Source organism: Streptomyces aureoversilis (genome assembly GCF_042657885.1).
GTDB classification, from domain to species: Bacteria; Actinomycetota; Actinomycetes; order Streptomycetales; family Streptomycetaceae; genus Streptomyces; species Streptomyces aureoversilis.
Genome location: NZ_JBHSKJ010000002.1, coordinates 539,115 through 560,396, shown reverse-complemented (window position 1 = coordinate 560,396; position 21,282 = coordinate 539,115). Strand labels below are relative to the sequence as shown.

The window sequence follows — 21,282 nt, the reverse complement described above, 5'->3', positions numbered from 1 at the left end:
ACGTCGGGCGCGCCGATCTGCAGCGGCATGATCCAGTTCGCGAAACCGGCGAACAGCGGCGTCGCGAACATCAGCAGCATGATCGTGCCGTGCATCGTGAACGCCTGGTTGAACTGCTCGTTCGACATGATCTGCGTGCCGGGACGGGCGAGTTCGGCGCGCATCAGCAGCGCCATCAGACCGCCGATGCAGAAGAACGCGAACGACGTGACCAGGTAGAGCGTGCCGATCGTCTTGTGGTCGGTGGTGGTGAGCCACTTGACCGCGTTGATACCGGGCTGCTTCTGGCGGACTGGCGGTGCTGCCGTGGCTGTCGCGGCGGCGGCACCCTGGGGTTCGTTGAGGATGCTCACTTGTTCTTGGTCTCCGCGTTCTTCGCGTGATCCGTCTGCGCGATGCCCGCCGGCTGGTAGCCGGTCTGGCCCTTCGCGGCCAGCTCCTTCAGGTGCTGCTTGTAACGCTCAGGAGAGACGACCTTGACGTTGAACAGCATCCGGGAGTGGTCCTGGCCGCAGAGCTCGGCGCACTTGCCCAGGAAGGTGCCCTCCTTGTTCGGGGTCACCGTGAAGCTGTTGGTGTGGCCCGGGATGACGTCCTGCTTCATCAGGAACGGCACCACCCAGAAGGAGTGGATGACGTCCCGCGAGGTGAGCACGAACTGAACCGTCTCGCCCTTGGGCAGCCACAGCGTGGGGCCCGGGTTGTTGGTCTGCTCGTTGCGCGTGCCGGGGATGCCGATGTCGTAGACACCCTCCGCGCCCTTCGGTGCCTTCGTCAGGAACCGGTCCGGGATCGCGTCGAGCTCCTTGTTCTCACGGAGCGGCTTCGCCGGGGTCGCGGCGTTGCCGTCGACGTCCTCCATGTAGTTGAAGGCCCAGCTCCACTGGAAGCCCACCACGTTGATGACGTGCTGCGGCTTCTCAGGGTTGGTAAGAAGCTTGTTCTCGTCGCGAGCGGTGAAGTAGAAGAGCACCGACACGATGATGATCGGGACCGCGGTGTAGAGCGCCTCGATCGGCATGTTGTACCGGGTCTGCTGGGGCACCTCCACCTTCGTCCGGCTGCGCCGGTGGAAGATGACGCTCCAGATGATCAGGCCCCACACCAGGACACCGACCACGAGGGCGGCGGCCCAGGAGCCCTGCCACAGGGAGAGGATCCGCGGCGCCTCTTCCGTGACCGGAGTGGGCATTCCGAGGCGGGGGAAGTCCTTATATGTGCAACCGGAGGCGGTCGCCAGGACAGCGCCCGCGGCCAGCGCCTGCAGCAGCTTCCGCCGCACCGGGCGCCGCGACGAGCGGTCGGAGCCGTTGGGACTCACGTAGCGCCTTCCCGAGAGTCTCGCCCGTGCGGCCGGCTGCGGCCGTCTCGCTGGTCGGTCGCCGGCCCGCTGCGGGCAGGGGTTTGGATGTTTATGCGGACCAAACCCTACTGGACGCTATTTGGGGCCGCGCGGGGAGGGTGCCCAACGCGCCGCGTCACTCCCCGAAGGGATGGAATCCACGGGTCCGGCCGCCGTCTGGGGGACCGTCAGACGGCTGCTTCGCAGGTCGGGCGGTACGCACCGGCAGCGCGCCGGCGGCAGGTTAGTTTCTGGGTGTGCCCTACTTCGACGCCGCCTCCGCCGCACCCCTGCACCCCGTCGCCCGCCAGGCGCTGCTGGCCTCCCTCGACGAGGGCTGGGCCGACCCCGCCCGTCTCTACCGCGAGGGCCGCCGGGCCCGGCTGCTGCTGGACGCCGCCCGCGAGGCCGCCGCGGAAGCCGTCGGCTGCCGCCCGGACGAGCTCGTCTTCACCCCTTCGGGTACCCGCGCCCTGCACGACGGCATTGCCGGCGCCCTCGCCGGGCGCCGCCGCACCGGCCGCCACCTCGTGGTCTCCGCCGTCGAGCACTCGGCCGTGCTGCACTCCGCCGCGGCCCTGGAGGCGGCCGGGGGCAGCTTCACGGAGGTCGCCGTCGACCGCGCGGGCCGCGTGGCCCCCGGAGCGTACGCCGCCGCGCTGCGCCCCGACACCGCGCTGGCCGCCCTGCAGTCCGCCAACCACGAGGTGGGCACCGAGCAGCCGGTGGCCGAAGCGGCCGAGGAGTGCCGGGCGGCGGGCGTGCCGCTGCTGGTGGACGCCGCGCAGTCGCTCGCGTGGGGGCCGGTGGAGGGCGGCTGGTCGCTGCTGACGGCCAGTGCGCACAAGTGGGGCGGTCCGGCGGGCGTGGGCCTGCTGGCCGTGCGCAAGGGGGTGCGGTTCGCGCCCCAGGGGCCCGCGGACGAGCGGGAGTCGGGCCGGGCGCCCGGCTTCCCCGACCTGCCCGCGATCGTGGCGGCGGCCGCGTCGCTGCGGGCGGTGCGGCAGGAGGCGGCGACCGAGGGCGCCCGGCTGCGGGCGCTGGTCGAGCGGATCCGGGAGCGGGTGCCGGCGCTCGTGCCGGACGTGGAGGTGGTGGGCGACCCCGCGCGGCGGCTGCCGCATCTGGTCACCTTCTCGTGTCTGTATGTCGACGGCGAGACGCTGCTGCACGCCCTGGACCGGGCGGGCTTCTCGGTCTCCTCCGGCTCCTCCTGCACCTCCAGCACGCTGGCCCCGAGCCATGTGCTGCAGGCGATGGGCGTGCTGTCGGAGGGGAACGTCCGGGTGTCGCTGCCGGCGGGCACCGCGGAGGAGGACGTCGAGCGCTTCCTCGACGTCCTGCCGGGCGTGGTGGCGTCCGTGCGGCATCAGCTGGGCGCGCCGGCCGCGCCGGAGCCGGTCTCGCGGACGACGTCGGATCTGGTGATCGACTCGCTGGGCAAGCGCTGCCCGATCCCGGTGATCGAGCTGGCCAAGTCCATCGGCGGCGTGCCGGTGGGCGGGCTGGTGACCGTCCTGTCCGACGACGAGGCCGCACGGCTGGACATCCCCGCCTGGTGCGACATGCGGGAGCAGGAGTACGTGGGCGAGCGCCCGGCGGAGCGGGGCACGGCGTACGTGGTGCGGCGCCGCACGTAGGGCGCGTGAAGCCCCTGCCCCCGGGGGGGCAGGGGCTTTGCGGAACTAGGCCAGGTGCGCCTTGACCTCGGCGGCGGCCTCGTCGCCGTAGGCCTTGGTGAAGCGCTCCATGAAGTGGCCGCGGCGCAGCTCGTACTCCTGGGTGCCCAGGGTCTCGATGACGAGGGTGGCGAGCATGCAGCCCAGCTGGGCGGCGCGCTCCAGGGAGAGCTCCCAGGTCAGGCCCGCGAGGAAGCCGGCGCGGAAGGCGTCGCCGACGCCCGTCGGGTCGACCTTGGCCTCTTCCTGGGCGCAGCCGACCTCGACGACGGGCTCGCCCGCGCGCTCGATGCGCACGCCCTGGGCGCCGAGGGTGGTGACGCGGGTGCCGACCTTGGCCAGGATCTCGTCCGCCGACCAGCCGGTCTTGGACTCGATGAGGGCCTTCTCGTACTCGTTGGTGAAGAGGTACGTGGCGCCCTCGACGAGGACGCGGATGTCGTCGCCGTCCATGCGGGCCAGCTGCTGGGAGGGGTCGGCGGCGAAGGGGATGCCCCGCGAGCGGCACTCCTCGGTGTGGCGGATCATCGCCTCGGGGTCGTCGGCGCCGATCAGGACCAGGTCGAGGCCGCCGACGCGGTCGGCGACGGGCTGCAGCTCGATCTGGCGGGCCTCGCTCATCGCGCCGGTGTAGAAGGACGCGATCTGGTTGTGGTCGGTGTCCGTGGTGCAGACGAAGCGCGCGGTGTGCAGGACCTCGGAGATGCGCACCGATCCGGTGTCCACGCCGTGCCGCTCCAGCCAGGCGCGGTACTCGGCGAAGTCGGCGCCGGCGGCGCCGACCAGGATCGGCTGGAGGCCGAGCAGGCCCATGCCGAAGCAGATGTTGGGGGCGACACCGCCGCGGCGGACGTCGAGGTCGTCGACGAGGAAGGAGAGCGAGACGGTGTGCAGCTGGTCCGCCACGAGCTGATCGGCGAAACGGCCGGGGAACGTCATCAGGTGGTCGGTGGCGATGGAGCCGGTGACAGCGATACGCACGGCGGTTCTGCTCCTGCGGGGCGAGGTGGGCGGGCGGAGTGGTGGAAACGAGACGAGCCACACCACGCTACCGGGTCCGGATATCGCACCTGGGTACGGTTTCGGCCACCGTCCGGACAAAATTACCAAATAGTAGCCCTTTCATCGTGCGTCGGGGGCTGCATACGGTGCCGTTATGCCGAACCCTGTGAAGGACGTCACTCTCTCCGACTCCGAGCCCGAATCCCTGGCGGAACTGCGCGGGCTGTGCGCGCGGATGTCCCCGCACTGGACGGGCGGCGCCGGCAAACGGCAGGCCGCCGCGGTCGTGCCGCCCTCGTGGATCAGGGGCGTCTCGGTGCCGGCGGGGACGCCACGGCTGATCGACGGAATGTCGGAGTACGGCGACTGATGCCCGGATACGGCGACTGACAGACCCGGTGTAGACGAATCCCGGTGGAACCACTCGCTCCTGCGCTCCGTCCAAGCGGCGTCCCCCTCGCGGGGGATGCGGCGCTACAGACATTGGGCGGAGTGAAGGAGCGATGTGGTGAGCACCGAGGGCGGCAGCCCCGAAGGCAAGCAGCAGCGGAAGCGGTCCCGGCTCGCGGTCGCGTCGGTCGCGGCGGCGGTGCTGCTGGCCGGTGGCGGCGGGGCGTACTGGGCGGCCACGGCCTCGGAGGGCGACGGCGGCAAGGACAAGGGCTCGGCGGGCGGTGAGAGCTCGCCACCACCCCTCGCGCTGGACGCGCCGTCCACGGGCGGCGGTCCCGCCGGCTCCCCGCACCAGGGCATCGCCGTGGGCGAGCCGGACCCGAACGGCGTGCGCTACCGCGCCGAGGGGAAGCTGCCCGACGGGCCGCGGACGGCCCCGGTGCGGCTGCCGAAGGGCGAGGTGAGCCGCGAGGACGCGGCCCGGCTCGCCGAGGCCCTCCACGTGCCGGGCGCGCCCACCGCGGACGGGGACGTGTGGCGCGTGGGCGGCCCGCCCGGGGCGGACGAGCCGGTTCTGCGGGTGGCCCGCAAGGGGCCGGGCAACTGGTCGTTCGCGCGCTTCGGCGACGCGGGCAAGAGCTGTGTGCACCCGGCCCCGGGGCCGGCCACGGATCCCGCGGCGGACCTCTCCCCCGGCGCCGCCGACCGCTGCCCGCAGCAGGAGGGCAAGGCCTCGGACGGGCAGCCGCCGGTGCCGGAGGACAAGGCGAAGGGCGCCGCGGCGCCCGTGCTGAAGGCGCTCGGCCAGGACGACTCCAAGGTGGACGCCTCGGTGCTCTCCGGCGCCGTGCGGACGGTCAATGCCGATCCCGTGCCGGACGGCCTGCCCTCCTTCGGCTGGCGGACGACCCTCGACGTCGGCTCGGACGCGCAGATCGTGCGCGGCAGCGGCCGGCTGCAGGTCCCGCCGAAGGGCGCGACGTACCCGGTGGTGACGGCGGCCGAGGCGCTGAAGGAGCTGAACAAGGGCGGCGGCACCGGCAGCGGCGGGATCGGCGGCTGCGCCTCGCCCGTCCCGCACGACGGCTCGGACGTGCCGGGCGGCTTCGCACCGCCCTGCCCGCCGAAGCAGCCGCCGCGCGAGCCGGCGACGGTGACCGGGGCGGCGTTCGGCCTGTCGGCGCAGTCGGTGGCCGGGCGGCCGGCGCTGGTGCCGTCGTGGCTGTTCCAGGTGCGCCTGCCGGGCGCGGAGAAGGGGCAGGCGGTCACCGTCGCCCAGCCCGCGGTGGACCCGAAGTTCGTGGCGAAGCCCTCGCCGGCGCCGGACCGCTCCGAGCGCCCCGGCAAGGACGCGCCGGAGTCGTCCCCCGTGCACGTGACGTCGTACAGCGTGGAGGACAAGAAGCTCGTCCTGCACTTCTGGGGCGGGGTGTGCCGGAGCTACGCGGTCTCGGCCGAGCAGTCCTCCGCCGCGGTGACGGTCAAGGTCACCGGCACGGAGAAGCAGCCGGGCCGGCAGTGCGTGCTGATGGCGAAGAAGTTCGACGAGACGGTGACGCTGGACGAGCCCCTGGGCGACCGGAAGGTCGTGGACGCCTCGACCGGGAAGCCGGTGGCGCAGCAGCAGGAGAAGTGAGCGGTTCGCCCGCAGGAAACCGCGAAGGCGGTGGCCCCGGACGGGGCCACCGCCTTCGCGGTGAAGAGGGTGGTGACTGCTTAGCTGAAGGAGTCACCGCAGGCGCAGGAACCCGTGGCGTTCGGGTTGTCGATCGTGAAGCCCTGCTTCTCGATGGTGTCGACGAAGTCGATGGAGGCGCCGCCCAGGTACGGGGCGCTCATGCGGTCGGTGACGACCTTGACACCGTCGAAGTCCTTGACGACGTCACCGTCGAGCGAGCGCTCGTCGAAGAAGAGCTGGTACCGCAGACCGGAGCAGCCGCCGGGCTGGACGGCGACGCGCAGCGCGAGGTCGTCACGGCCTTCCTGCTCCAGCAGGGCCTTGACCTTGGCGGCGGCGGCATCGGACAGGAGGATGCCGTCGCTCACAGTGGTCTTCTCGTCCTGAACGGACATCTGCTTCACTCCCGGGTTTGGTGCGGACTGCTTGCCCTCGGCTGCAACCGCCGGTCTCCCGGATTCATTCCGGGCCTGCTGCGGTGTATTCCGCCTTTCATGCTCGCACACCGTTCGCCGGATCGGGAATGTGTCACATCGACGCGATCACCATCGTCAAAGTGACGCGAAGCGGTTATGATAGATAGCGTCATATTGACGACAAGGCCCTTTCCGGCCGTCCGCAGAACAGAAAGGGTGCGTGACGTGACCACCGCCCAGCCCTTGGACTTCCAGGCCCCCTCCCCTTCGCCCCTCGCGCTCCTGCTGCTCGGCCGCGAGGCCGACCCGAAGAGCGAGCGCGGTGTGGAGTGCCCCGGCGACCTGCCGGCGCCCTCCGACCCGGACCTGGTGGAGCGTGCCCGAGCGGCCAAGGCGAAGCTCGGGGACAAGGTCTTCGTGCTCGGCCACCACTACCAGCGCGACGAGGTCATCGAGTTCGCGGACGTCACCGGTGACTCCTTCAAGCTCGCCCGCGACGCCGCCGCCCGGCCGGACGCGGAGTACATCGTCTTCTGCGGCGTGCACTTCATGGCCGAGTCCGCGGACATCCTCACCACCGAGGACCAGCAGGTCGTCCTGCCGGACCTCGCCGCCGGCTGCTCCATGGCCGACATGGCCACCGCCGAGCAGGTCGCCGAGTGCTGGGACGTGCTGACCGAGGCAGGCGTCGCCGAGGTGACCGTCCCGGTCTCGTACATGAACTCCTCCGCCGACATCAAGGCCTTCACCGGCAAGCACGGCGGCACGATCTGCACCTCGTCCAACGCCGAGCGCGCCCTGACCTGGGCGTTCGAGCAGGGCGAGAAGGTCCTCTTCCTCCCCGACCAGCACCTCGGCCGCAACACGGCCGTCCGCGACCTCGGGATGTCCCTGGAGGACTGCGTCGTCTACAACCCGCACAAGCCGGGCGGCGGCCTGACCGCCGAGGAGCTGCGCGGCGCGAAGATGATCCTGTGGCGCGGGCACTGCTCCGTGCACGGCCGCTTCTCGCTCGACTCGGTCAACGACGTGCGCGAGCGCATCCCGGGCGTCAATGTCCTGGTGCACCCCGAGTGCAAGCACGAGGTCGTGGCCGCGGCGGACTACGTCGGGTCGACGGAGTACATCATCAAGACCCTGGAGGCCGCTCCGGCCGGCTCCAAGTGGGCCATCGGCACGGAGCTGAACCTGGTCCGGCGTCTGGCGAATCGATTCGCCGGCGAGGGCAAGGAGATCGTCTTCCTCGACAAGACGGTCTGCTTCTGCTCGACGATGAACCGGATCGACCTGCCGCACCTGGTGTGGGCGCTGGAGTCCCTCGCGGACGGCAAGGTCGTCAACCGCATCGAGGTCGACCCCGAGGTCGCGGCGTTCTCGAAGCTCGCGCTGGAGCGGATGCTGGCGCTGCCGTAGCCGCCACGGCGCTTCCCGGGGCCCCGCCTTTCGAGGCTCTGCTTCCCGGGGCTCCGCCGTGAGCCCCGGGAGGCGCGGCTAGTCCGTCCTCGGCCGGACCAGGCCCGACTCGTAGGCGATGACCACGAGCTGGGCCCGGTCCCGCGCCCCCAGCTTCGCCATCGCACGGTTGACGTGCGTCTTGACGGTCAGCGGGCTGACCTCCAGCCGCTCGCCGATCTCGTCGTTGGACAGCCCGCCCGCCACCTGGACGAGCACCTCCCGCTCACGGCCGGTGAGCGCGTCGAGCCGCACGGCCCGGCCCGCCGGGCGCTCGGGCTCCCCCGGCTGCGCGAGGAACCTCGCGATCAGCCCCTTCGTCGCCGCGGGCGACAGCAGCGCCTCCCCCGCCCGCGCTATCCGGATCGCCGACAGCAGCTCCTCCGGCTCGGCGCCCTTGCCGAGGAACCCGGAGGCGCCCGCCCGGAGCGACTGCACCACGTACTCGTCGACCTCGAAGGTCGTCAGCATCACCACGCGGACGTCCGCGAGGGCCGGGTCGGAGCAGATCGCGCGGGTGGCGGCGAGGCCGTCCGTGCCCGGCATGCGGATGTCCATCAGGACCACGTCCGGGGCCTGGCTGCGGGCCAGCTCCAGGGCCTCGGCGCCGTCGGCGGCCTCCCCCACGACGGTCATGTCGGGCTCGGAGTTCACCAGGACGCGGAAGGCGCTCCGCAGCAGGGCCTGGTCGTCGGCGAGCAGGACGCGGATGGCGGGGCGGTCGGGTGCAGGCATGGGCCTCAGGGTACGGAGCGCTCAGCGCAGCGCGAGGGCCTGTCCCGCCACCACCAGCAGGACGTGCTCGCACTCCGCGGCCACCGCCGCGTTCAGCCGGCCCAGCTCGTCGCGGAAGCGCCGTCCCGACGCCGTCGCCGGGACGACGCCCGAGCCCACCTCGTTGCTCACCGCCACGACCGTGCGCCGCGTGGCCCGCACGGCCGCCACCAGCTCCGCGACCCGCGCCGCCAGCGCGTCCGCTCCCCCGTCGGCCCACGACCCGTCGTCCCACGCCCCGACCGAGTCCATCGCGTCCGTCAGCCACAGCGACAGGCAGTCCAGCAGCAGCGGCGGGCCCTCCCCGGCCAGCAGGGGCACAAGGTCGCAGGTCTCGGCCGTGCGCCACGAGCCGGGCCGGCGCTCGCGGTGCAGGGCCACCCGCGCCGACCAGTCGGCGTCACCGGGACGGGTGCCGCCCGTGGCCACGTAGAGCACATCGGGGAACGACTCCAGCCGCCGCTCGGCCTCCACGGACTTGCCCGAGCGGGCGCCGCCCAGCACCAGCGTGCGCCGCGGCAGGTCCGGCACCGCGTGGTAGTCGCCGACGGCCAGCGTCGTGCCGTCGGGCACCGTGCGGGCGCCGGCCGCCGCCAGCTGCCGGTGCAGCTCGCGCCCGGGCGGCACGTCGTGGTCGAGGTGCACGGCGAGCACGTCCGTCGTGGCCGTGACGGCGCCCGCGGAGCGCAGCCGGGCGAGCGCGTCCGGCCGGCCGAGGACGTCGAGCAGCACCATGTCGTACGGGCCGCCCGGCCGGTCGGGGCCGGGGCCCGGCCCGTTCAGGCCGGCGGGGGCCGCGCCCGGCGGGAGGTAGAGCAGGCACTCGCCGTCCGCGGCGGTCACCTCGTACCCCGTGCCCGGGGCGTCCAGGGCCACCGCCCGGATCCGGTGGCCGCTGATCACGGCCAGCTCGCGGCCGTCCGGCACCCGCACCGGCGCGGGCAGGCCCGCCGGGAACTCGACGGCCGGCCCGTCGTGCGGGTGCGAGAGCAGGACCTGCCGGACCCCGGCGATCGACCGCCCCGCGCGGGCCGCGGCGAAGGCCGGCCCGGGGGTGAGGTCCAGCAGCAGCGCCCCGTCGACGAGGACCGCGGTCGCGGCCCGCGCCTCGTCGCCCACGGCGGTGGCGCAGGAGGCGCAGGGGCAGTCGGGGCGCGGCAGCCCTTCGGGGGCTCCGGTGCCGAGCAGTGTCAGTTCCACGCACTGATCGTCTCGCGTCCGCGCGCGGCGGGCGCGCGGGGCTCACCCTTTCTCGTCGCCGACGGGCCGTTAGGCTGCGCAGCGCAGCACGTATGCAGGACCTATCCAGCACGTTCCGGTGGGACTCAGGAGGCGGACATGGCGTGGTTGTGGCGGTTCGAGAAGGCCGACGGGACGGAGACCTCCCCGGCGGTCGAGCCGGAGGAGTTCACGACGCAGGGGGACGCCGAGTCCTGGATCGGCGAGGTCTGGAAGGAACTCCTGGACGGCGGCGCGGAGCAGGTGACGCTGTTCGAGGACGACGCGGAGATCTACGTGATGAGCCTGCGCGCGGCGGCCGAGAGCTGATCTGCGCCCCGCCGCCTGCCGCCCCGCGCGGGGCGGCAGGCGGTCTCAGAGCTCACCGAGGGTCACGGTGGTGGTGTGCTCGGCGCCGTCCCGGTCGTAGGTCACCTCGGTGCGATCGCCCGGCTTGAGGCCCGCGAGCACCTCGGACAGGGACTGCATCGTGGAGATGCCGTTGCCGCCCACCGCGGTGATCACGTCCCCGGCGCGCAGGCCCGCCCGGTCGGCGGGACCGCCCTGGTTGACGGCGACGACCGCGACGCCGGCCGGGGTGAAGTCCGGGCCGACGATCGTGCGCCCGGTGATGCCGAGCGCGGCCCGGCCGGATTCGGTGACCCTGCCGCTCTTGACGATCTGGCCCGCGACGGTGCGGACGGTGGCCGCGGGGATCGCGAAGCCGATGCCGGGCGCCGGGCCCCGGCCGAGCTCCGGGTCGGTGGCGGCGAGGGTGGGGATGCCGATCACCTGTCCCGCGAGGTTGACGAGGGCCCCGCCGCTGTTGCCCGGGTTGATGGCCGCGGAGGTCTGCACCATGTTGGCGATGGTGGCGCCGGTGCCGCCGCCGCTGCGGCCGGAGCTCACGGTGCGGCCCACGGCCGAGACGATGCCCTGCGTGACGCTGCTGGACAGGCCCAGCGGATTGCCCATCGCCAGCACGATCTGGCCGACCTCCACCTTCGAGGAGTCCCCGAAGGTGGCGGGCTTGAGGCTCTTGGGGACCTCGTCGAGCCGGACCACCGCAAGGTCCTGCTCGGGATAGCTGGAGACCAGCCGGGCGCCCACGGGGCCCCCGCCGGTCGCCAGGGTGACCTTGAAGGACTGCGCGGAGCCGACGACGTGGGCGTTGGTGACGATGTTGCCCTTGTCGTCGTAGACGACGCCCGAGCCGAGGCTGTCGCCCGCGGTGATCTGCACGACGGACGGCAGGACGTCCTTGACCACCTTCTCGTAGGCGGCCTGGAGGTCCCCGGCGGGCCCCCGGATGGTGGGCGCCCCGGACACGGAGGGCGCCTTCTCCGGCCCCTCCCTCTCCGGGGGACGGGGCGACGTGGCGGAGCAGCCGGCGGTCAGCGCGGCCGCGCAGACGAGGGCGGTCAGCAGGAACGTGGCACGGGCATGGGCGCGTGAGCCATCCATGCTCGGAGTATTGCCCCTGCGGGCGGGCCTGTCCCGGCCGGGCCTACGAACGGGTGGTACGGCCGGGTGGAGCGGCGCGGTGTCCCCCGGGGCCCGGGTGGGCCCGGCACCGCCGGACGCCCCGGTGGGGGTGGCCCGCCCCCGCGGCGGGATGCGCGCAGCGCACGGGCCGAGGGCCTCGGCCCTCGAAGCCGCCGCAGCGGTGATCAGCCCCCACCGCGGTGTCCGGCGGTGCCCGGCCCACGGTCGTCGGGGCGGGCCGTCCGGGTCATCCCCGTACGCCGCACAGGTGCAGCAGCGCCGCCACCGCACGGTACGGATCCGTGCGGCCCGCGCGGTCCTCCGCGAGGAGGAGTCGTTCCAGCTCCGGGCCCGCGGGCGGCTCGCGGCCGTCGAGCGCCTGGTCGGTGAAGACCCGCACGCCGTACCAGGTGTGCAGCGGCGCCCCGATCCCGGCGAGCGTCGCGGTCAGGGTCTCCCGGCGGTCGGCGCGGACTTCCAGGCCGATGCGGTTGGTGTAGGCGGGCGAGTCGAAGGCGGCGAGGGTGGTGTCCCAGTCGCCGGCGAGACCCGGGCGCATGGCCAGGGCGTCGGCGTTGCGCACCAGGAGGGAGAGCAGGCCGCCGGGGGCGAGCACCCGGGCCAGGCCGGCGAGCATCGGGTCCGGCTCGGGCACGTACATCAGGACGCCGTGGCAGAGCACGATGTCGAAGGAGCCCGGGGTGAAGTGGGCGCCGGTCTCGCGGCCGTCGCCCTCGACGAGCCGCACCCGCTCCCGGATGCCCTCCGGCTCGGCGGCCAGCGCCTCGCGCACGGCGCCGAGCATCACGGGGTCGGACTCCAGGCCGGTGACCTCGTGGCCGGCGCGGGCCAGCCGGAGGGCCTGGGTGCCCTGGCCGGGGCCGACGTCGAGGATGCGCAGCCGCCGGCCGACGGGATAGCGGGCGCTTATCTGCTCGTCGAGCTGGCGGGCGACGAGCTCCTGCCGGACGGTGTTCCGTAAGCCTCCGAGGCCCCGGAGCCACCCTTCCGCACCGGCACCGAAGCCGGGCGCGAAGGCGCTCAGGGCTTCTCCCCGCGCTTGACCTTCGGCTTGGGCAGGCGCAGCCGGCGCATCTGGAGCGTACGCATGATGGCGTAGGCCACCGCACCGCGCGTGTTCTCGTCGGGGAAGCGCTGCTTGAGGGCGCGCTTGAGGGAGATGCCGGTGACCGCCGAGTTGATGACGATCAGGCCGATCACGATCATCCACGCGAGGAGCACGTACGTCTGGAACGCGCCCTTGTTGATCATGCTGAGGATCAGGATGAGGACGGCGAGCGGCAGGAAGAACTCCGCCACGGAGTACCGCGAGTCCACGAAGTCGCGCGCGAAGCGGCGGACGGGGCCCTTGTCGCGGACGGGCAGGTAGCGCTCGTCCCCGTTGGCGAGGGCCTCGCGCTGCTTGGCCAGGTCGGCCCGGCGGGTCTCGCGGGCGCGCTTGGCGGCTTCCTTGCGGTTGGCGGGCGTGTGCGCCACGGCGCGGCGCTGGGAGTTCGCCTCGCTGCGCTTGGGGGTCGGGCGGCCCTTGGGGGCCTGCGGGTCACGGGGCTGCTGGGGCTGGTCCGCGGTCACCTTGGCGGCGGCGGCCTGCTCATCCTTGGAAGTGGAACGGCTTCGGAACACGAAACCCAAGGGTACGGGGTAAGGGGAGCGGGCACCCGCCCGTCCGGGGGAACGATCCGGCAACGGCAGCCGTTGCCCTGGATGTTCCCCCGCTCCTCCCCGGACTTCTCCCCGGGTGGACGTCTACTCCCTGCGCCGGAGGACGGCGGCCGCCTGATCGTCCTGGAGGAGGAGCGCATCGGGGCCCGAACAGTGCGGTAATGGAAGCAGGGCCCGTACTGTGGGGTCTGCAAGGTGTGCTGGAGCCGAAGTCCGTCAGAAGGGGGCGCGCGAGGCCCATGAGCGGTGTCATGAAGCGTATGGGGATGATTTTCCGCGCGAAGGCCAACAAGGCCCTGGACCGGGCCGAGGATCCGCGCGAGACCCTCGACTACTCGTACCAGAAGCAGCTCGAACTGCTCCAGAAGGTGCGCCGCGGCGTCGCGGACGTCGCCACCTCCCGCAAGCGCCTGGAGCTGCAGCTCAACCAGCTCCAGGGCCAGTCCTCCAAGCTCGAGGACCAGGGCCGCAAGGCCCTCGCCCTGGGCCGCGAGGACTTGGCCCGCGAGGCCCTCTCCCGCCGCGCGGCGCTGCAGCAGCAGGTCAGCGACCTGGAGACGCAGCACCAGACGCTGCAGGGCGAGGAGGAGAAGCTCACCCTCGCCGCGCAGCGCCTGCAGGCCAAGGTCGACGCCTTCCGTACGAAGAAGGAGACCATCAAGGCCACCTACACCGCGGCCCAGGCCCAGACCCGCATCGGCGAGGCCTTCTCCGGCATCTCGGAGGAGATGGGCGACGTCGGCATGGCCATCCAGCGCGCCGAGGACAAGACGGCCCAGCTGCAGGCCCGCGCCGGCGCCATCGACGAGCTGCTCGCCTCCGGCGCACTCGACGACCCCACGGGCATGGCCAAGGACGACATCACCGCCGAGCTCGACCGTCTCTCGGGCGGCTCGGACGTGGAGCTGGAGCTGCAGCGGATGAAGGCCGAGCTGGCCGGCGGCAGCGCCCCGAAGCAGGCCATCGAGGGCGGCAACGGCGGCCAGGCCGCCTCCCGCGCCGAGCAGGAGCGGCCGCGCTTCGACAAGCAGTAGTCCGCAGGTCCCAGGCACCCGCACCCGACCGAGGGAGAGACCGTCATGATCGTACGGATCATGGGGGAAGGGCAGTGGAAGCTCGACGACGCCCACTTCGTCGAACTCAACAAGCTCGACGACGAACTCCTGGAGGAGATGGAGAGCGGTGATCAGGAGGGCTTCCGCCGCACGCTGGACGCCCTGCTGGAAGCCGTGCGCCGGCTGGGCAGGCCCCTGCCCGACGACGCCCTGGAGCCCTCCGAGCTGATCCTGCCCGCTCCCGACGCGAGCCTCGACGAGGTCCGCGAGATGCTGAGCGACGACGGCCTCATCCCCGGCTGACCGCCCGGGCCCGCTCCGCCCGGTACCGGTACTCCAGCACCCGCCGCGCCCCTGTCCCCGTCCGGGACGGGGGCGCCGCCACGAGACGGGACCCCTCTCGCGATGAGCTCCCTCGCCGTTCCCGGCATGGCCCGCCCGCACCGCTGGCTGCGGGCGCACCCGGTCGCCGCCGACTCGCTGCTGTCCCTGGCCGTCTTCGTGATCGTCCTGATCGGGTCGTTCGCGGGGCGGGGCCGGGCCACGGAGGCGCCGGGGACCGGCTTCCTGGTGCTGAGCGCGCTGGCCTGCGCCGCGCTGGCGGTGCGCCGGACCGCCCCGCGCACGGTCCTCGGCGTGACGTCCGCCCTGACCCTGGCCGAGATCGCCACCGACCGCGCCGGCCCCCCGCGCACCCAGATCGCGATGGCCGTGGTCGTGGCCCTCTACACCGTCGCCGCGCGCACCGAGCGCCCGGCGGCCTGGCGCTTCGCCCTGGCCACCGTCGCGGGCCTGACCGCGGCCGTCATGGTCCTCGGCGCGCCGCCCTGGTACTCCCCCGAGAACCTCGGGCTCTTCGCCTGGACGGCCCTGGCCGGGGCCGTGGGCGACGCCGTCCGCAGCCGCCGGGCCTACGTCGCGGCGATCGAGGAGCGGGCGGTACGGGCCGAGCGCACCCGTGAGGAGGAGGCGCGGCGGCGGGTGGCCGAGGAGCGGCTGCGGATCGCCCGCGAGCTGCACGACGTCGTCGCCCATCACATAGCGCTCGTCAACGTCCAGGCCGGGGTCGCCTCGCACATCATGGACAGCCGCCCCGACCAGGCCAAACAGGCCCTCGCACACGTACGGGAGGCCAGCCGCTCGGCGCTGTCGGAGCTGCGCGCCACGGTCGGGCTGCTGCGGCAGTACGGCGATCCGGAGGCGCCCACCGAGCCGGCGCCCGGCCTCGGCGTGCTCGACCAGCTCGTCGACGGGTTCGCCCGGGCGGGGCTGGACGTGACGGTCACCGGCGGGCCCGAGGCGGTCGCGGCGGTCGGGACGCTGCCGGCCGCGGTCGACCTGACGGCGTACCGCGTCGTCCAGGAAGCCCTGACGAACGTCCACAAGCACGCGGGCCCCGGGGCCCGGGCCGAGATCACGCTGACCCGCGGCCCGGACGCCCTGTCCGTGACCGTCCAGGACGACGGCACGGGGTGCCCTCCCGGCGGGGCCGGGCCCACGGGCGGGCACGGCCTGGTGGGCATGCGGGAACGGGTGGCGGCACTGGGCGGCGAATGCGTGGCCGCCTCCGGCGAGGGGGGCACGACGGGCTTCTGCGTCCGGGCGACACTGCCCTTACGGGGCCGCCCGTAGCCACGTCCTGGCGCCGGCCCTCCCGCCACGGCGGCGCGCAGGCCGTGGCCCTGACCGGCGGTGCCGGACGACCCTTCTTGCGGCCGGTCCGGCACCGCCGGTCGCCTCCGGCGGGGGCTGAGCAGCGCTGCGGCGGATCCAAGGAGCGGGCCCTTGACCCGCTCGTCCCGCCGGCGTGCCGTGTCGAACCGGCAGCAACCCGTACGAGCCAGGTCTAGCCGCCCTCCGGGCGGGTAGGGTTCGGCGGATGAGCGGTCTGAATCTTGATGACTTCGCCACGCTGATCGAGCGCCCCGATCCGGGCGTGCGGCGGGACGCGGAGGAGCGGCGGGAGCGGCTCGGGCTGCGGCCCGGGGCGCTGGGGCGGCTGGACGAGCTGGCCGAGTGGCTCGCCGCCGCGCAGGGGGCGGTACCGGTCAAGCCGGTGGAGCAGGTCACGGCGCTGGTGTTCGCGGGCGACCACGGGGTCGCGAAGCTGGGCGTCTCCGCGGGCCCCGAGGGCGGCGCGGCGGTCCTGGTGAAGGCGGCGCTGGCCGGCGAGAGCGCGGGCGCGGTGCTGGCCCGGCGGGCCGGGGCGCGGCTGCGCGTGGTCGACATGGCGGTCGACTGCGATCCGGCCGAGCTGCCGGAAGAGGTGACCCGGCACCGCGTCAGGCGCGGATCCGGCCGGATCGACATCGAGGACGCGCTGACGCCCGAGGAGGCGGAGGCGGCGTTCCGTGCCGGCATGGCGATCGCCGACGAGGAGGCGGACTCGGGCACCGACCTGGTGGTTCTGGGCGATCTGAGCGTCGGCGGCACCACGGCGGCCGGCACCCTGATCGGCGCGCTGTGCGGCACGGACGCCTCCGTGGTGACGGGCCGCGGCGGCTTCGGCATCGACGACCTGGCCTGGATGCGCAAGTGCGCGGCGATCCGGGACGGTCTGCGCCGGGCCCGCCCGGTCCTGGGCGACCAGCTGGAGCTGCTGGCGGCGACGGGCGGCGCCGATCTGGCCGCTGCCACGGGTTTCCTGCTGCAGAGCGCGGTGCGCCGCACCCCGGTGATCCTCGACGGAGTCGTCTCCGCGGCGTGCGCGCTGGTCGCTCAGCGGGTCGCGTTCCGGGCGCCGGACTGGTGGCTGGCGGGCCAGGCCGGAGGCGATCCGGCGCAGGCGAAGGCCCTTGACCGGATGGCGCTCAACCCTCTGCTCGATCACGGCGTCACTGTGGGCGAGGGGACAGGGGCGCTGCTCGCTCTGCCACTGGTGCAGGCGGCCGCGGCCCTGGCGGCGGACCTTCCCGAGCGACTTCCGGATCGCGACTGACCTCCAGGCAGCCGGTGTGAAGAGCGCGGAGCCCGCCGCAGACAGTGCCCCGAATGCTGATCTTTCATGGGAGAAGTCCGCTTGACTCCGGATGAGGGCGCACCTGTGGGCCTCAGGTCACGGCGCGCCGCCGCTTTCGCCGTGTGGTACCTGCGCTTGGTCACCTTCGTCAATCTGCTGAGCGCGGTATGGGTGTCGTTCGGCGCGGACATCCGGCGGCACAACGACGCCGAGTTCTTCACTCCGTACCTGCTGACGGCGGGCTTCGCGTCGGCGCTGTGGTCGTTCGTCATGGCGGTCACGCTGCGCCGGCGCAAGCGCGCGTCGTGGATCCTGAACCTGGTGCTGGCCGGGCTGTTCCTGGTGTTCATGGCGACGCTCATGTTCTCCCGGGAGTTCAACCGGCACGCGCTGAACTGGTTCTCGCTGGTGGCCACGGGCCTCTTCGTGGGGGCCCTGCTGGCCGGCCGCAAGGAGTTCTACGCCAAGGGCGACCGCTCCAACCCGAAGCTGGCGGCGATCGTCGCCGCCGTCGGTCTGCTGGTCACCTCGCTGACGGCGGCGCTGCTGGTGCGGGCCGCGAACGACGCCCCGGACGAGTACCGGGCGACGTTCCTCGACCGCTGGCACTACGGCTTCATGCGGCTGATCTCGCTGCAGGTCGACGAGAGCGCCTACCCGGGGCTGTCCGTCCCCGGGTGGGTGGACGTCACCATCAACGTGATGAGCTCGGTGCTGCTGCTGGTCGTGGTGTACGCGGCCTTCCGGGCCCGCCGCGCCACCGACCCGCTCACCGCCGAGGACGAGGAGAAGCTGCGTGCCCTGCTCGACCGGCACGGCGACCGCGACTCCCTCGGCTACTTCGCGCTGCGCCGCGAGAAGAGCGTCATCTGGTCCCCCAGCGGCAAGGCCGCGGTCACCTACCGCGTCGTGGGCGGGGTCTCGCTGGCCTCCGGCGACCCCATCGGCGACCCGGAGGCCTGGCCCGGGGCCATCGAGCCCTGGCTGGCGGAGGCGCGCGAGCACGGCTGGATCCCGGCAGTCATGGGCGCCGGCGAGGAGGGCGGCACGATCTACGCGCGCCACGGCATGGACGCCCTGGAACTCGGGGACGAGGCCATCGTGGACACCGCGGAGTTCACCCTCGACGGGCGCGCCATGCGCACCGTGCGGCAGGCGTACAACCGGGTCAAGCGCGCCGGCTACACGGTGCGGATCCGGCGCCACGAGGACATCCCCGAGGAGGAGATGGCGCGGCTGCTGCTGCGCGCCGACGACTGGCGCGACGGGGCGACCGAGCGCGGCTTCTCGATGGCGCTGGGCCGGCTCGGCGACGCGCTCGACGGCCGCTGCGTGATGCTGGAGTGCCACGACGGCAGCGGTGAGCTGCGCGCCCTGCTGAGCTTCGTGCCGTGGGGCCCCAAGGGGCTGTCGCTGGATCTGATGCGGCGCGACCGCGACTCCGAGAACGGCCTGATGGAGTTCATGGTCATCGAGCTGCTGCAGCAGGCCAAGGGGCTGGGCATCAGCCAGGTGTCGCTGAACTTCGCGATGTTCCGGTCGGTCTTCGAGCGCGGCTCCAGGCTGGGCGCCGGGCCGGTGCTGCGGGCGTGGCGCTCGCTGCTCAGCTTCTTCTCCCGCTGGTGGCAGATCGAGTCCCTCTATCGAGCAAATGCGAAATACCGCCCCATCTGGGAGCCTCGTTTCATGCTGTTCGAGAAGAGCAGCGATCTGCTGCGGATCGGCATCGCGAGCGCACGCGCCGAGGGCTTCCTGGAGGCCCCCGGCCTGCCCAAGTGGCTCAACCGCAAGCACCTGGAGAGCCGACGATGAACCGCGCGGCGCTGCGACGCGCCGCGCTGACCGAGTGGGGCCCGCTGTTCGGGACCGTCCGGCGGGCGCTCGTACGCAAGAAGCTCCGGGCGATCCCGATGACCCTCGCGGCGGTCCTCCTCACCGCCGTCTTCCAGATCGTCCAGAACCAGTCCTGGGGTTTCGATCCGGTGCAGCGGATCGGCTCGGTGCAGGCGCAGCTGCCGTGGTGGCTCGCGCTGCTGCGGACGCCGCTGTCGCTCTTCGTCCCGGCCCTGGACCTGCCGGTGTGGGGCGCGCTGGCGCAGGTCCTGCTGGTCTTCGGCATCGCCGAGATCTGCCTGGGCAAGTGGCGCACGCTGGCCATCTCCTACGTGGCCACGCTCGCCGGGACGATGTACGCGCGGCTGGCCGTCCACATCGGTCCCGACTCGGTGTTCGGGCTGCCGCCCGGGGCCGCCGAGGTCGTCGACACCGGTCCGTCGGCGGCCGTCGTAGGGCTCGCGATCTTCGTCTCCTGGCGCTACCGGGCCTGGTTCACCTGTGCCGCGGTCGTACTCGCGATGGCGGTGGAGGTGGTGATCAAGCCGAACCTGGCGGGGAAGGAGCACATCGCGGCCGTCGTCGCGGTGCTCGCGCTGTGCGCGGCCGACGAGGTGCGGCGCAGGCGCCGCGAGGCCCGCGCGCAGGAGGACGTGCGGCGCGCTCAGCGGTCCGGGGCGCCCGCCAGCAGGTCGTGAATCCTGTTGCGGACCGCCTCCCAGCGCGCGTCGTGCCGGTAGGCCCGTACCCGGGCCCGGCGGCGGGCCCGCGGCCGGTTGCGGTAGAAACGCCGCGCCCACGGTGAGCCGGGGCGGGCCAGGCGCACCGCGCCGAAGAGGGCGACGAACGGGACCACCGCGCCGATCAGGGCGATCCGCGGCTTGCCCTTGGCCAGGGCGAACAGCGCGATCAGGAAGTTGATCAGGACGTTGACGACCACGAGGCCGCGGTCGTGGAGCTCCTCCGGGGTCAGCTCGTTCACCCCGAAGGGCAGGAAGCCGGCCAGCACCAGGCCCACGAGGGCTGCCGTCAGCACGACGAGCTCGACGCTCTTGCGGCCCTGCTCGGTCCAGTAGACGTCGTCCAGGTGCAGGACCAGCGCGAACTCGTCGAGGACGAGGCCCGCCCCCGTACCGAACAGGACGGCCGCGGCCATCGCCCCGAAGCCGTGCCGGCCCGAGGCGACGGCGCCGAAGCCGCCGATCACCGTCAGCACCACGCCGGGCACCACGTGGTGGACGTGCATCCCGCCGGGGCTGATGTTGCGGAAGGGGCCCTTGCCCGCGCGGATCAGGCGGGTGATGACGCGGGTCACCAGGAAGGTCAGGACGAAGGCCGCCAGGGCGAGCAGCAGGGGCAGCTTCCCCGGCTCCACGATGTTGCGGCTCAACCACTGGCCCATGACGTACGCACCCGCTCCCGATCGGCCCTCCACCGGCAACCTACTGCCCTCGGCGGGCCGGATAGTGTGCCCGCGATGACCGACACGACACCCGCGCGCGCCACCCCCGGCGACGCCCTGCGCTTCGCCTTCGGCACGCTCACCGTGCTGCCCGTCCGCCTCACCCGCTGGGACCGCCCCGCCGCGCGCGGCGGCATGCTCGCGGCGCCGCTGGCGGGGCTCGCGGTGGGCGCGGGGGCCGCGGCGGCGGGGGCGGCGCTCCTGGCCCTGGGGTCCGGGCCGCTCCTGGCGGCGGTGGCCGCGGTCGCGGTGCCGGCGGTCCTCACCCGCGGGCTGCACCTGGACGGCCTGGCGGACGTCGCGGACGGGCTGGGCAGCGGGAAGCCGGCGGACGACGCGCTGCGCATCATGAAGCAGTCGGACATCGGGCCGTTCGGGGTCGTGACGCTCCTGCTCGTCCTGCTGGCTCAGGTGGCGGCGCTGTCCGGGGCGTACGCGGCGTCCCCGCTGCGGGGGGCGCTCGCGGCGCTGACGGCGGCCGTGACGGCCCGCTGCGCCCTGACCCTCGCGTGCCGCCCGTCCGTACCGGCGGCCCGCCCGGAGGGCCTGGGGGCGGCCGTGGCGGGCGCGGTGCCGCTTCGCGGCGCGCTGGTGGCCGGGGTGGCGGTGGCGGCCGCCTGCGCGGCGTGGGGCGCCTTCCTGGGCCCGTACGGCCCCCTCCGCACGGCCGGGGCGGCCGCGGCGGGCCTCCTCGCCGCGGACCTCCTCCTCCGCAGGTGCGCGTCCCGCTTCGGCGGCGTCACGGGCGACGTCTTCGGCGCGCTCGCCGAGACGGCCGCGACGACGGCACTGGTGACCCTCTCCCTGGGCTGACGGGCCCGGCGCCAGCCGAACCACGCACCCCTGAACGA

General features: G+C 73.5%; 23 protein-coding genes. 13 read left to right on the top strand and 10 right to left on the bottom strand.

The annotated features are described in order from the left end of the window. Both ACFPP6_RS05385 and ctaC read right to left on the bottom strand, forming a co-directional pair. On the bottom strand, window positions 1-353 hold a 353-nt coding region (locus ACFPP6_RS05385), incomplete at its 3' end, for a cbb3-type cytochrome c oxidase subunit I (protein ID WP_382037682.1). Continuing rightward, a complete protein-coding gene (gene ctaC, locus ACFPP6_RS05380) occupies window positions 350-1,321 on the bottom strand; it encodes an aa3-type cytochrome oxidase subunit II (protein ID WP_382037681.1) in 972 nt (323 codons plus the stop codon). The genes ctaC and ACFPP6_RS05385, both read right to left, overlap by 4 nt. Window positions 1,322-1,599: 278 nt before the next feature. Here ctaC and ACFPP6_RS05375 point away from each other — a divergent pair, with 278 nt between their 5' ends. Further along, a complete protein-coding gene (locus ACFPP6_RS05375; RefSeq protein WP_382037679.1) occupies window positions 1,600-2,982 on the top strand; it encodes a cysteine desulfurase/sulfurtransferase TusA family protein in 1,383 nt (460 codons plus the stop codon). Window positions 2,983-3,027: 45 nt separating this feature from the next. Here the strand turns inward: ACFPP6_RS05375 and ACFPP6_RS05370 are convergent, their stop codons facing one another. Next, window positions 3,028-4,002, bottom strand: coding sequence for a carbohydrate kinase family protein (locus ACFPP6_RS05370; protein WP_382037678.1), 975 nt, complete (start codon window positions 4,000-4,002; stop codon window positions 3,028-3,030). A gap of 175 nt (window positions 4,003-4,177) precedes the next feature. On the opposite strand from ACFPP6_RS05370, the gene ACFPP6_RS05365 reads away from it, so the two are divergent. Both ACFPP6_RS05365 and ACFPP6_RS05360 read left to right on the top strand, forming a co-directional pair. Then, window positions 4,178-4,393 carry a hypothetical protein gene (locus ACFPP6_RS05365; protein ID WP_382037677.1) on the top strand — a complete coding sequence of 72 codons (216 nt, stop codon included), beginning with the start codon at window positions 4,178-4,180 and terminating at the stop codon, window positions 4,391-4,393. 138 nt (window positions 4,394-4,531) lie between these two features. Beyond that, on the top strand, window positions 4,532-6,052 hold the full coding sequence (locus tag ACFPP6_RS05360) for a hypothetical protein (protein ID WP_382037676.1): 1,521 nt from the start codon (window positions 4,532-4,534) through the stop codon (window positions 6,050-6,052). An 80-nt stretch (window positions 6,053-6,132) separates the two neighbouring features. On the opposite strand, the gene ACFPP6_RS05355 is transcribed toward ACFPP6_RS05360, so the two are convergent. Next, complete coding sequence (locus tag ACFPP6_RS05355) at window positions 6,133-6,489, bottom strand: HesB/IscA family protein (RefSeq protein ID WP_058044766.1); 357 nt, start codon at window positions 6,487-6,489, stop codon at window positions 6,133-6,135. Between the two features lie 246 nt (window positions 6,490-6,735). Here ACFPP6_RS05355 and nadA point away from each other — a divergent pair, with 246 nt between their 5' ends. After that, window positions 6,736-7,923, top strand: a complete 1,188-nt coding sequence (gene nadA / locus ACFPP6_RS05350; protein WP_382037675.1) for a quinolinate synthase NadA — start codon at window positions 6,736-6,738, stop codon at window positions 7,921-7,923. Between the two features lie 78 nt (window positions 7,924-8,001). Here nadA and ACFPP6_RS05345 read toward each other — a convergent pair whose 3' ends face one another. Together ACFPP6_RS05345 and ACFPP6_RS05340 are read right to left on the bottom strand one after the other, a co-directional pair. Then, entirely contained in the window at window positions 8,002-8,697 is a 696-nt protein-coding gene (locus ACFPP6_RS05345) for a response regulator transcription factor (protein ID WP_336010133.1), read from the bottom strand. Window positions 8,698-8,718: 21 nt separating this feature from the next. Next, window positions 8,719-9,936: a bifunctional adenosylcobinamide kinase/adenosylcobinamide-phosphate guanylyltransferase gene (locus tag ACFPP6_RS05340; RefSeq protein ID WP_382037672.1), complete on the bottom strand. Its 1,218-nt coding sequence runs from the start codon at window positions 9,934-9,936 to the stop codon at window positions 8,719-8,721. A gap of 138 nt (window positions 9,937-10,074) precedes the next feature. Between ACFPP6_RS05340 and ACFPP6_RS05335 the strand changes: the two genes are divergently transcribed. Continuing rightward, complete coding sequence (locus ACFPP6_RS05335; RefSeq protein ID WP_168095060.1) at window positions 10,075-10,284, top strand: glycosyltransferase family 25 protein; 210 nt, start codon at window positions 10,075-10,077, stop codon at window positions 10,282-10,284. A gap of 45 nt (window positions 10,285-10,329) precedes the next feature. Here ACFPP6_RS05335 and ACFPP6_RS05330 read toward each other — a convergent pair whose 3' ends face one another. Then, window positions 10,330-11,418: a S1C family serine protease gene (locus ACFPP6_RS05330; protein ID WP_382037670.1), complete on the bottom strand. Its 1,089-nt coding sequence runs from the start codon at window positions 11,416-11,418 to the stop codon at window positions 10,330-10,332. Window positions 11,419-11,686: 268 nt separating this feature from the next. After that, entirely contained in the window at window positions 11,687-12,340 is a 654-nt protein-coding gene (locus tag ACFPP6_RS05325; RefSeq protein ID WP_382037733.1) for a class I SAM-dependent methyltransferase, read from the bottom strand. On the opposite strand from ACFPP6_RS05325, the gene ACFPP6_RS05320 reads away from it, so the two are divergent. Next, the gene (locus ACFPP6_RS05320) at window positions 12,275-12,421 is read left to right on the top strand and encodes a hypothetical protein (RefSeq protein ID WP_382037737.1); all 147 of its coding nucleotides are present in this window, start codon (window positions 12,275-12,277) and stop codon (window positions 12,419-12,421) included. The two genes, ACFPP6_RS05325 and ACFPP6_RS05320, sit on opposite strands and share 66 nt — an antisense overlap. A 59-nt stretch (window positions 12,422-12,480) precedes the next feature. Here ACFPP6_RS05320 and ACFPP6_RS05315 read toward each other — a convergent pair whose 3' ends face one another. Continuing rightward, entirely contained in the window at window positions 12,481-13,083 is a 603-nt protein-coding gene (locus ACFPP6_RS05315; RefSeq protein WP_382037668.1) for a DUF3043 domain-containing protein, read from the bottom strand. 278 nt (window positions 13,084-13,361) lie between these two features. Here ACFPP6_RS05315 and ACFPP6_RS05310 point away from each other — a divergent pair, with 278 nt between their 5' ends. The 6 genes from ACFPP6_RS05310 (at window position 13,362) to ACFPP6_RS05285 (ending at window position 19,667) form a co-directional block, all read left to right on the top strand. Beyond that, complete coding sequence (locus ACFPP6_RS05310; protein WP_168095057.1) at window positions 13,362-14,156, top strand: PspA/IM30 family protein; 795 nt, start codon at window positions 13,362-13,364, stop codon at window positions 14,154-14,156. Window positions 14,157-14,201: 45 nt separating this feature from the next. Further along, window positions 14,202-14,480: a PspA-associated protein PspAA gene (gene pspAA, locus ACFPP6_RS05305; RefSeq protein ID WP_382037666.1), complete on the top strand. Its 279-nt coding sequence runs from the start codon at window positions 14,202-14,204 to the stop codon at window positions 14,478-14,480. 102 nt (window positions 14,481-14,582) lie between these two features. Then, window positions 14,583-15,809, top strand: coding sequence for a sensor histidine kinase (locus tag ACFPP6_RS05300; protein ID WP_382037664.1), 1,227 nt, complete (start codon window positions 14,583-14,585; stop codon window positions 15,807-15,809). A gap of 247 nt (window positions 15,810-16,056) precedes the next feature. Further along, window positions 16,057-17,115, top strand: coding sequence for a nicotinate-nucleotide--dimethylbenzimidazole phosphoribosyltransferase (locus ACFPP6_RS05295; protein ID WP_382037662.1), 1,059 nt, complete (start codon window positions 16,057-16,059; stop codon window positions 17,113-17,115). A gap of 66 nt (window positions 17,116-17,181) precedes the next feature. Next, on the top strand, window positions 17,182-18,948 hold the full coding sequence (locus ACFPP6_RS05290) for a phosphatidylglycerol lysyltransferase domain-containing protein (RefSeq protein WP_382037660.1): 1,767 nt from the start codon (window positions 17,182-17,184) through the stop codon (window positions 18,946-18,948). Next, on the top strand, window positions 18,945-19,667 hold the full coding sequence (locus ACFPP6_RS05285; RefSeq protein ID WP_382037658.1) for a hypothetical protein: 723 nt from the start codon (window positions 18,945-18,947) through the stop codon (window positions 19,665-19,667). Before ACFPP6_RS05290 ends, ACFPP6_RS05285 begins: the two co-directional genes overlap by 4 nt. On the opposite strand, the gene ACFPP6_RS05280 is transcribed toward ACFPP6_RS05285, so the two are convergent. After that, complete coding sequence (locus ACFPP6_RS05280; RefSeq protein WP_336011440.1) at window positions 19,634-20,371, bottom strand: hypothetical protein; 738 nt, start codon at window positions 20,369-20,371, stop codon at window positions 19,634-19,636. The two genes, ACFPP6_RS05285 and ACFPP6_RS05280, sit on opposite strands and share 34 nt — an antisense overlap. Window positions 20,372-20,446: 75 nt before the next feature. Here ACFPP6_RS05280 and ACFPP6_RS05275 point away from each other — a divergent pair, with 75 nt between their 5' ends. After that, complete coding sequence (locus tag ACFPP6_RS05275) at window positions 20,447-21,244, top strand: adenosylcobinamide-GDP ribazoletransferase (protein ID WP_382037656.1); 798 nt, start codon at window positions 20,447-20,449, stop codon at window positions 21,242-21,244. Window positions 21,245-21,282 lie beyond the last annotated feature (38 nt).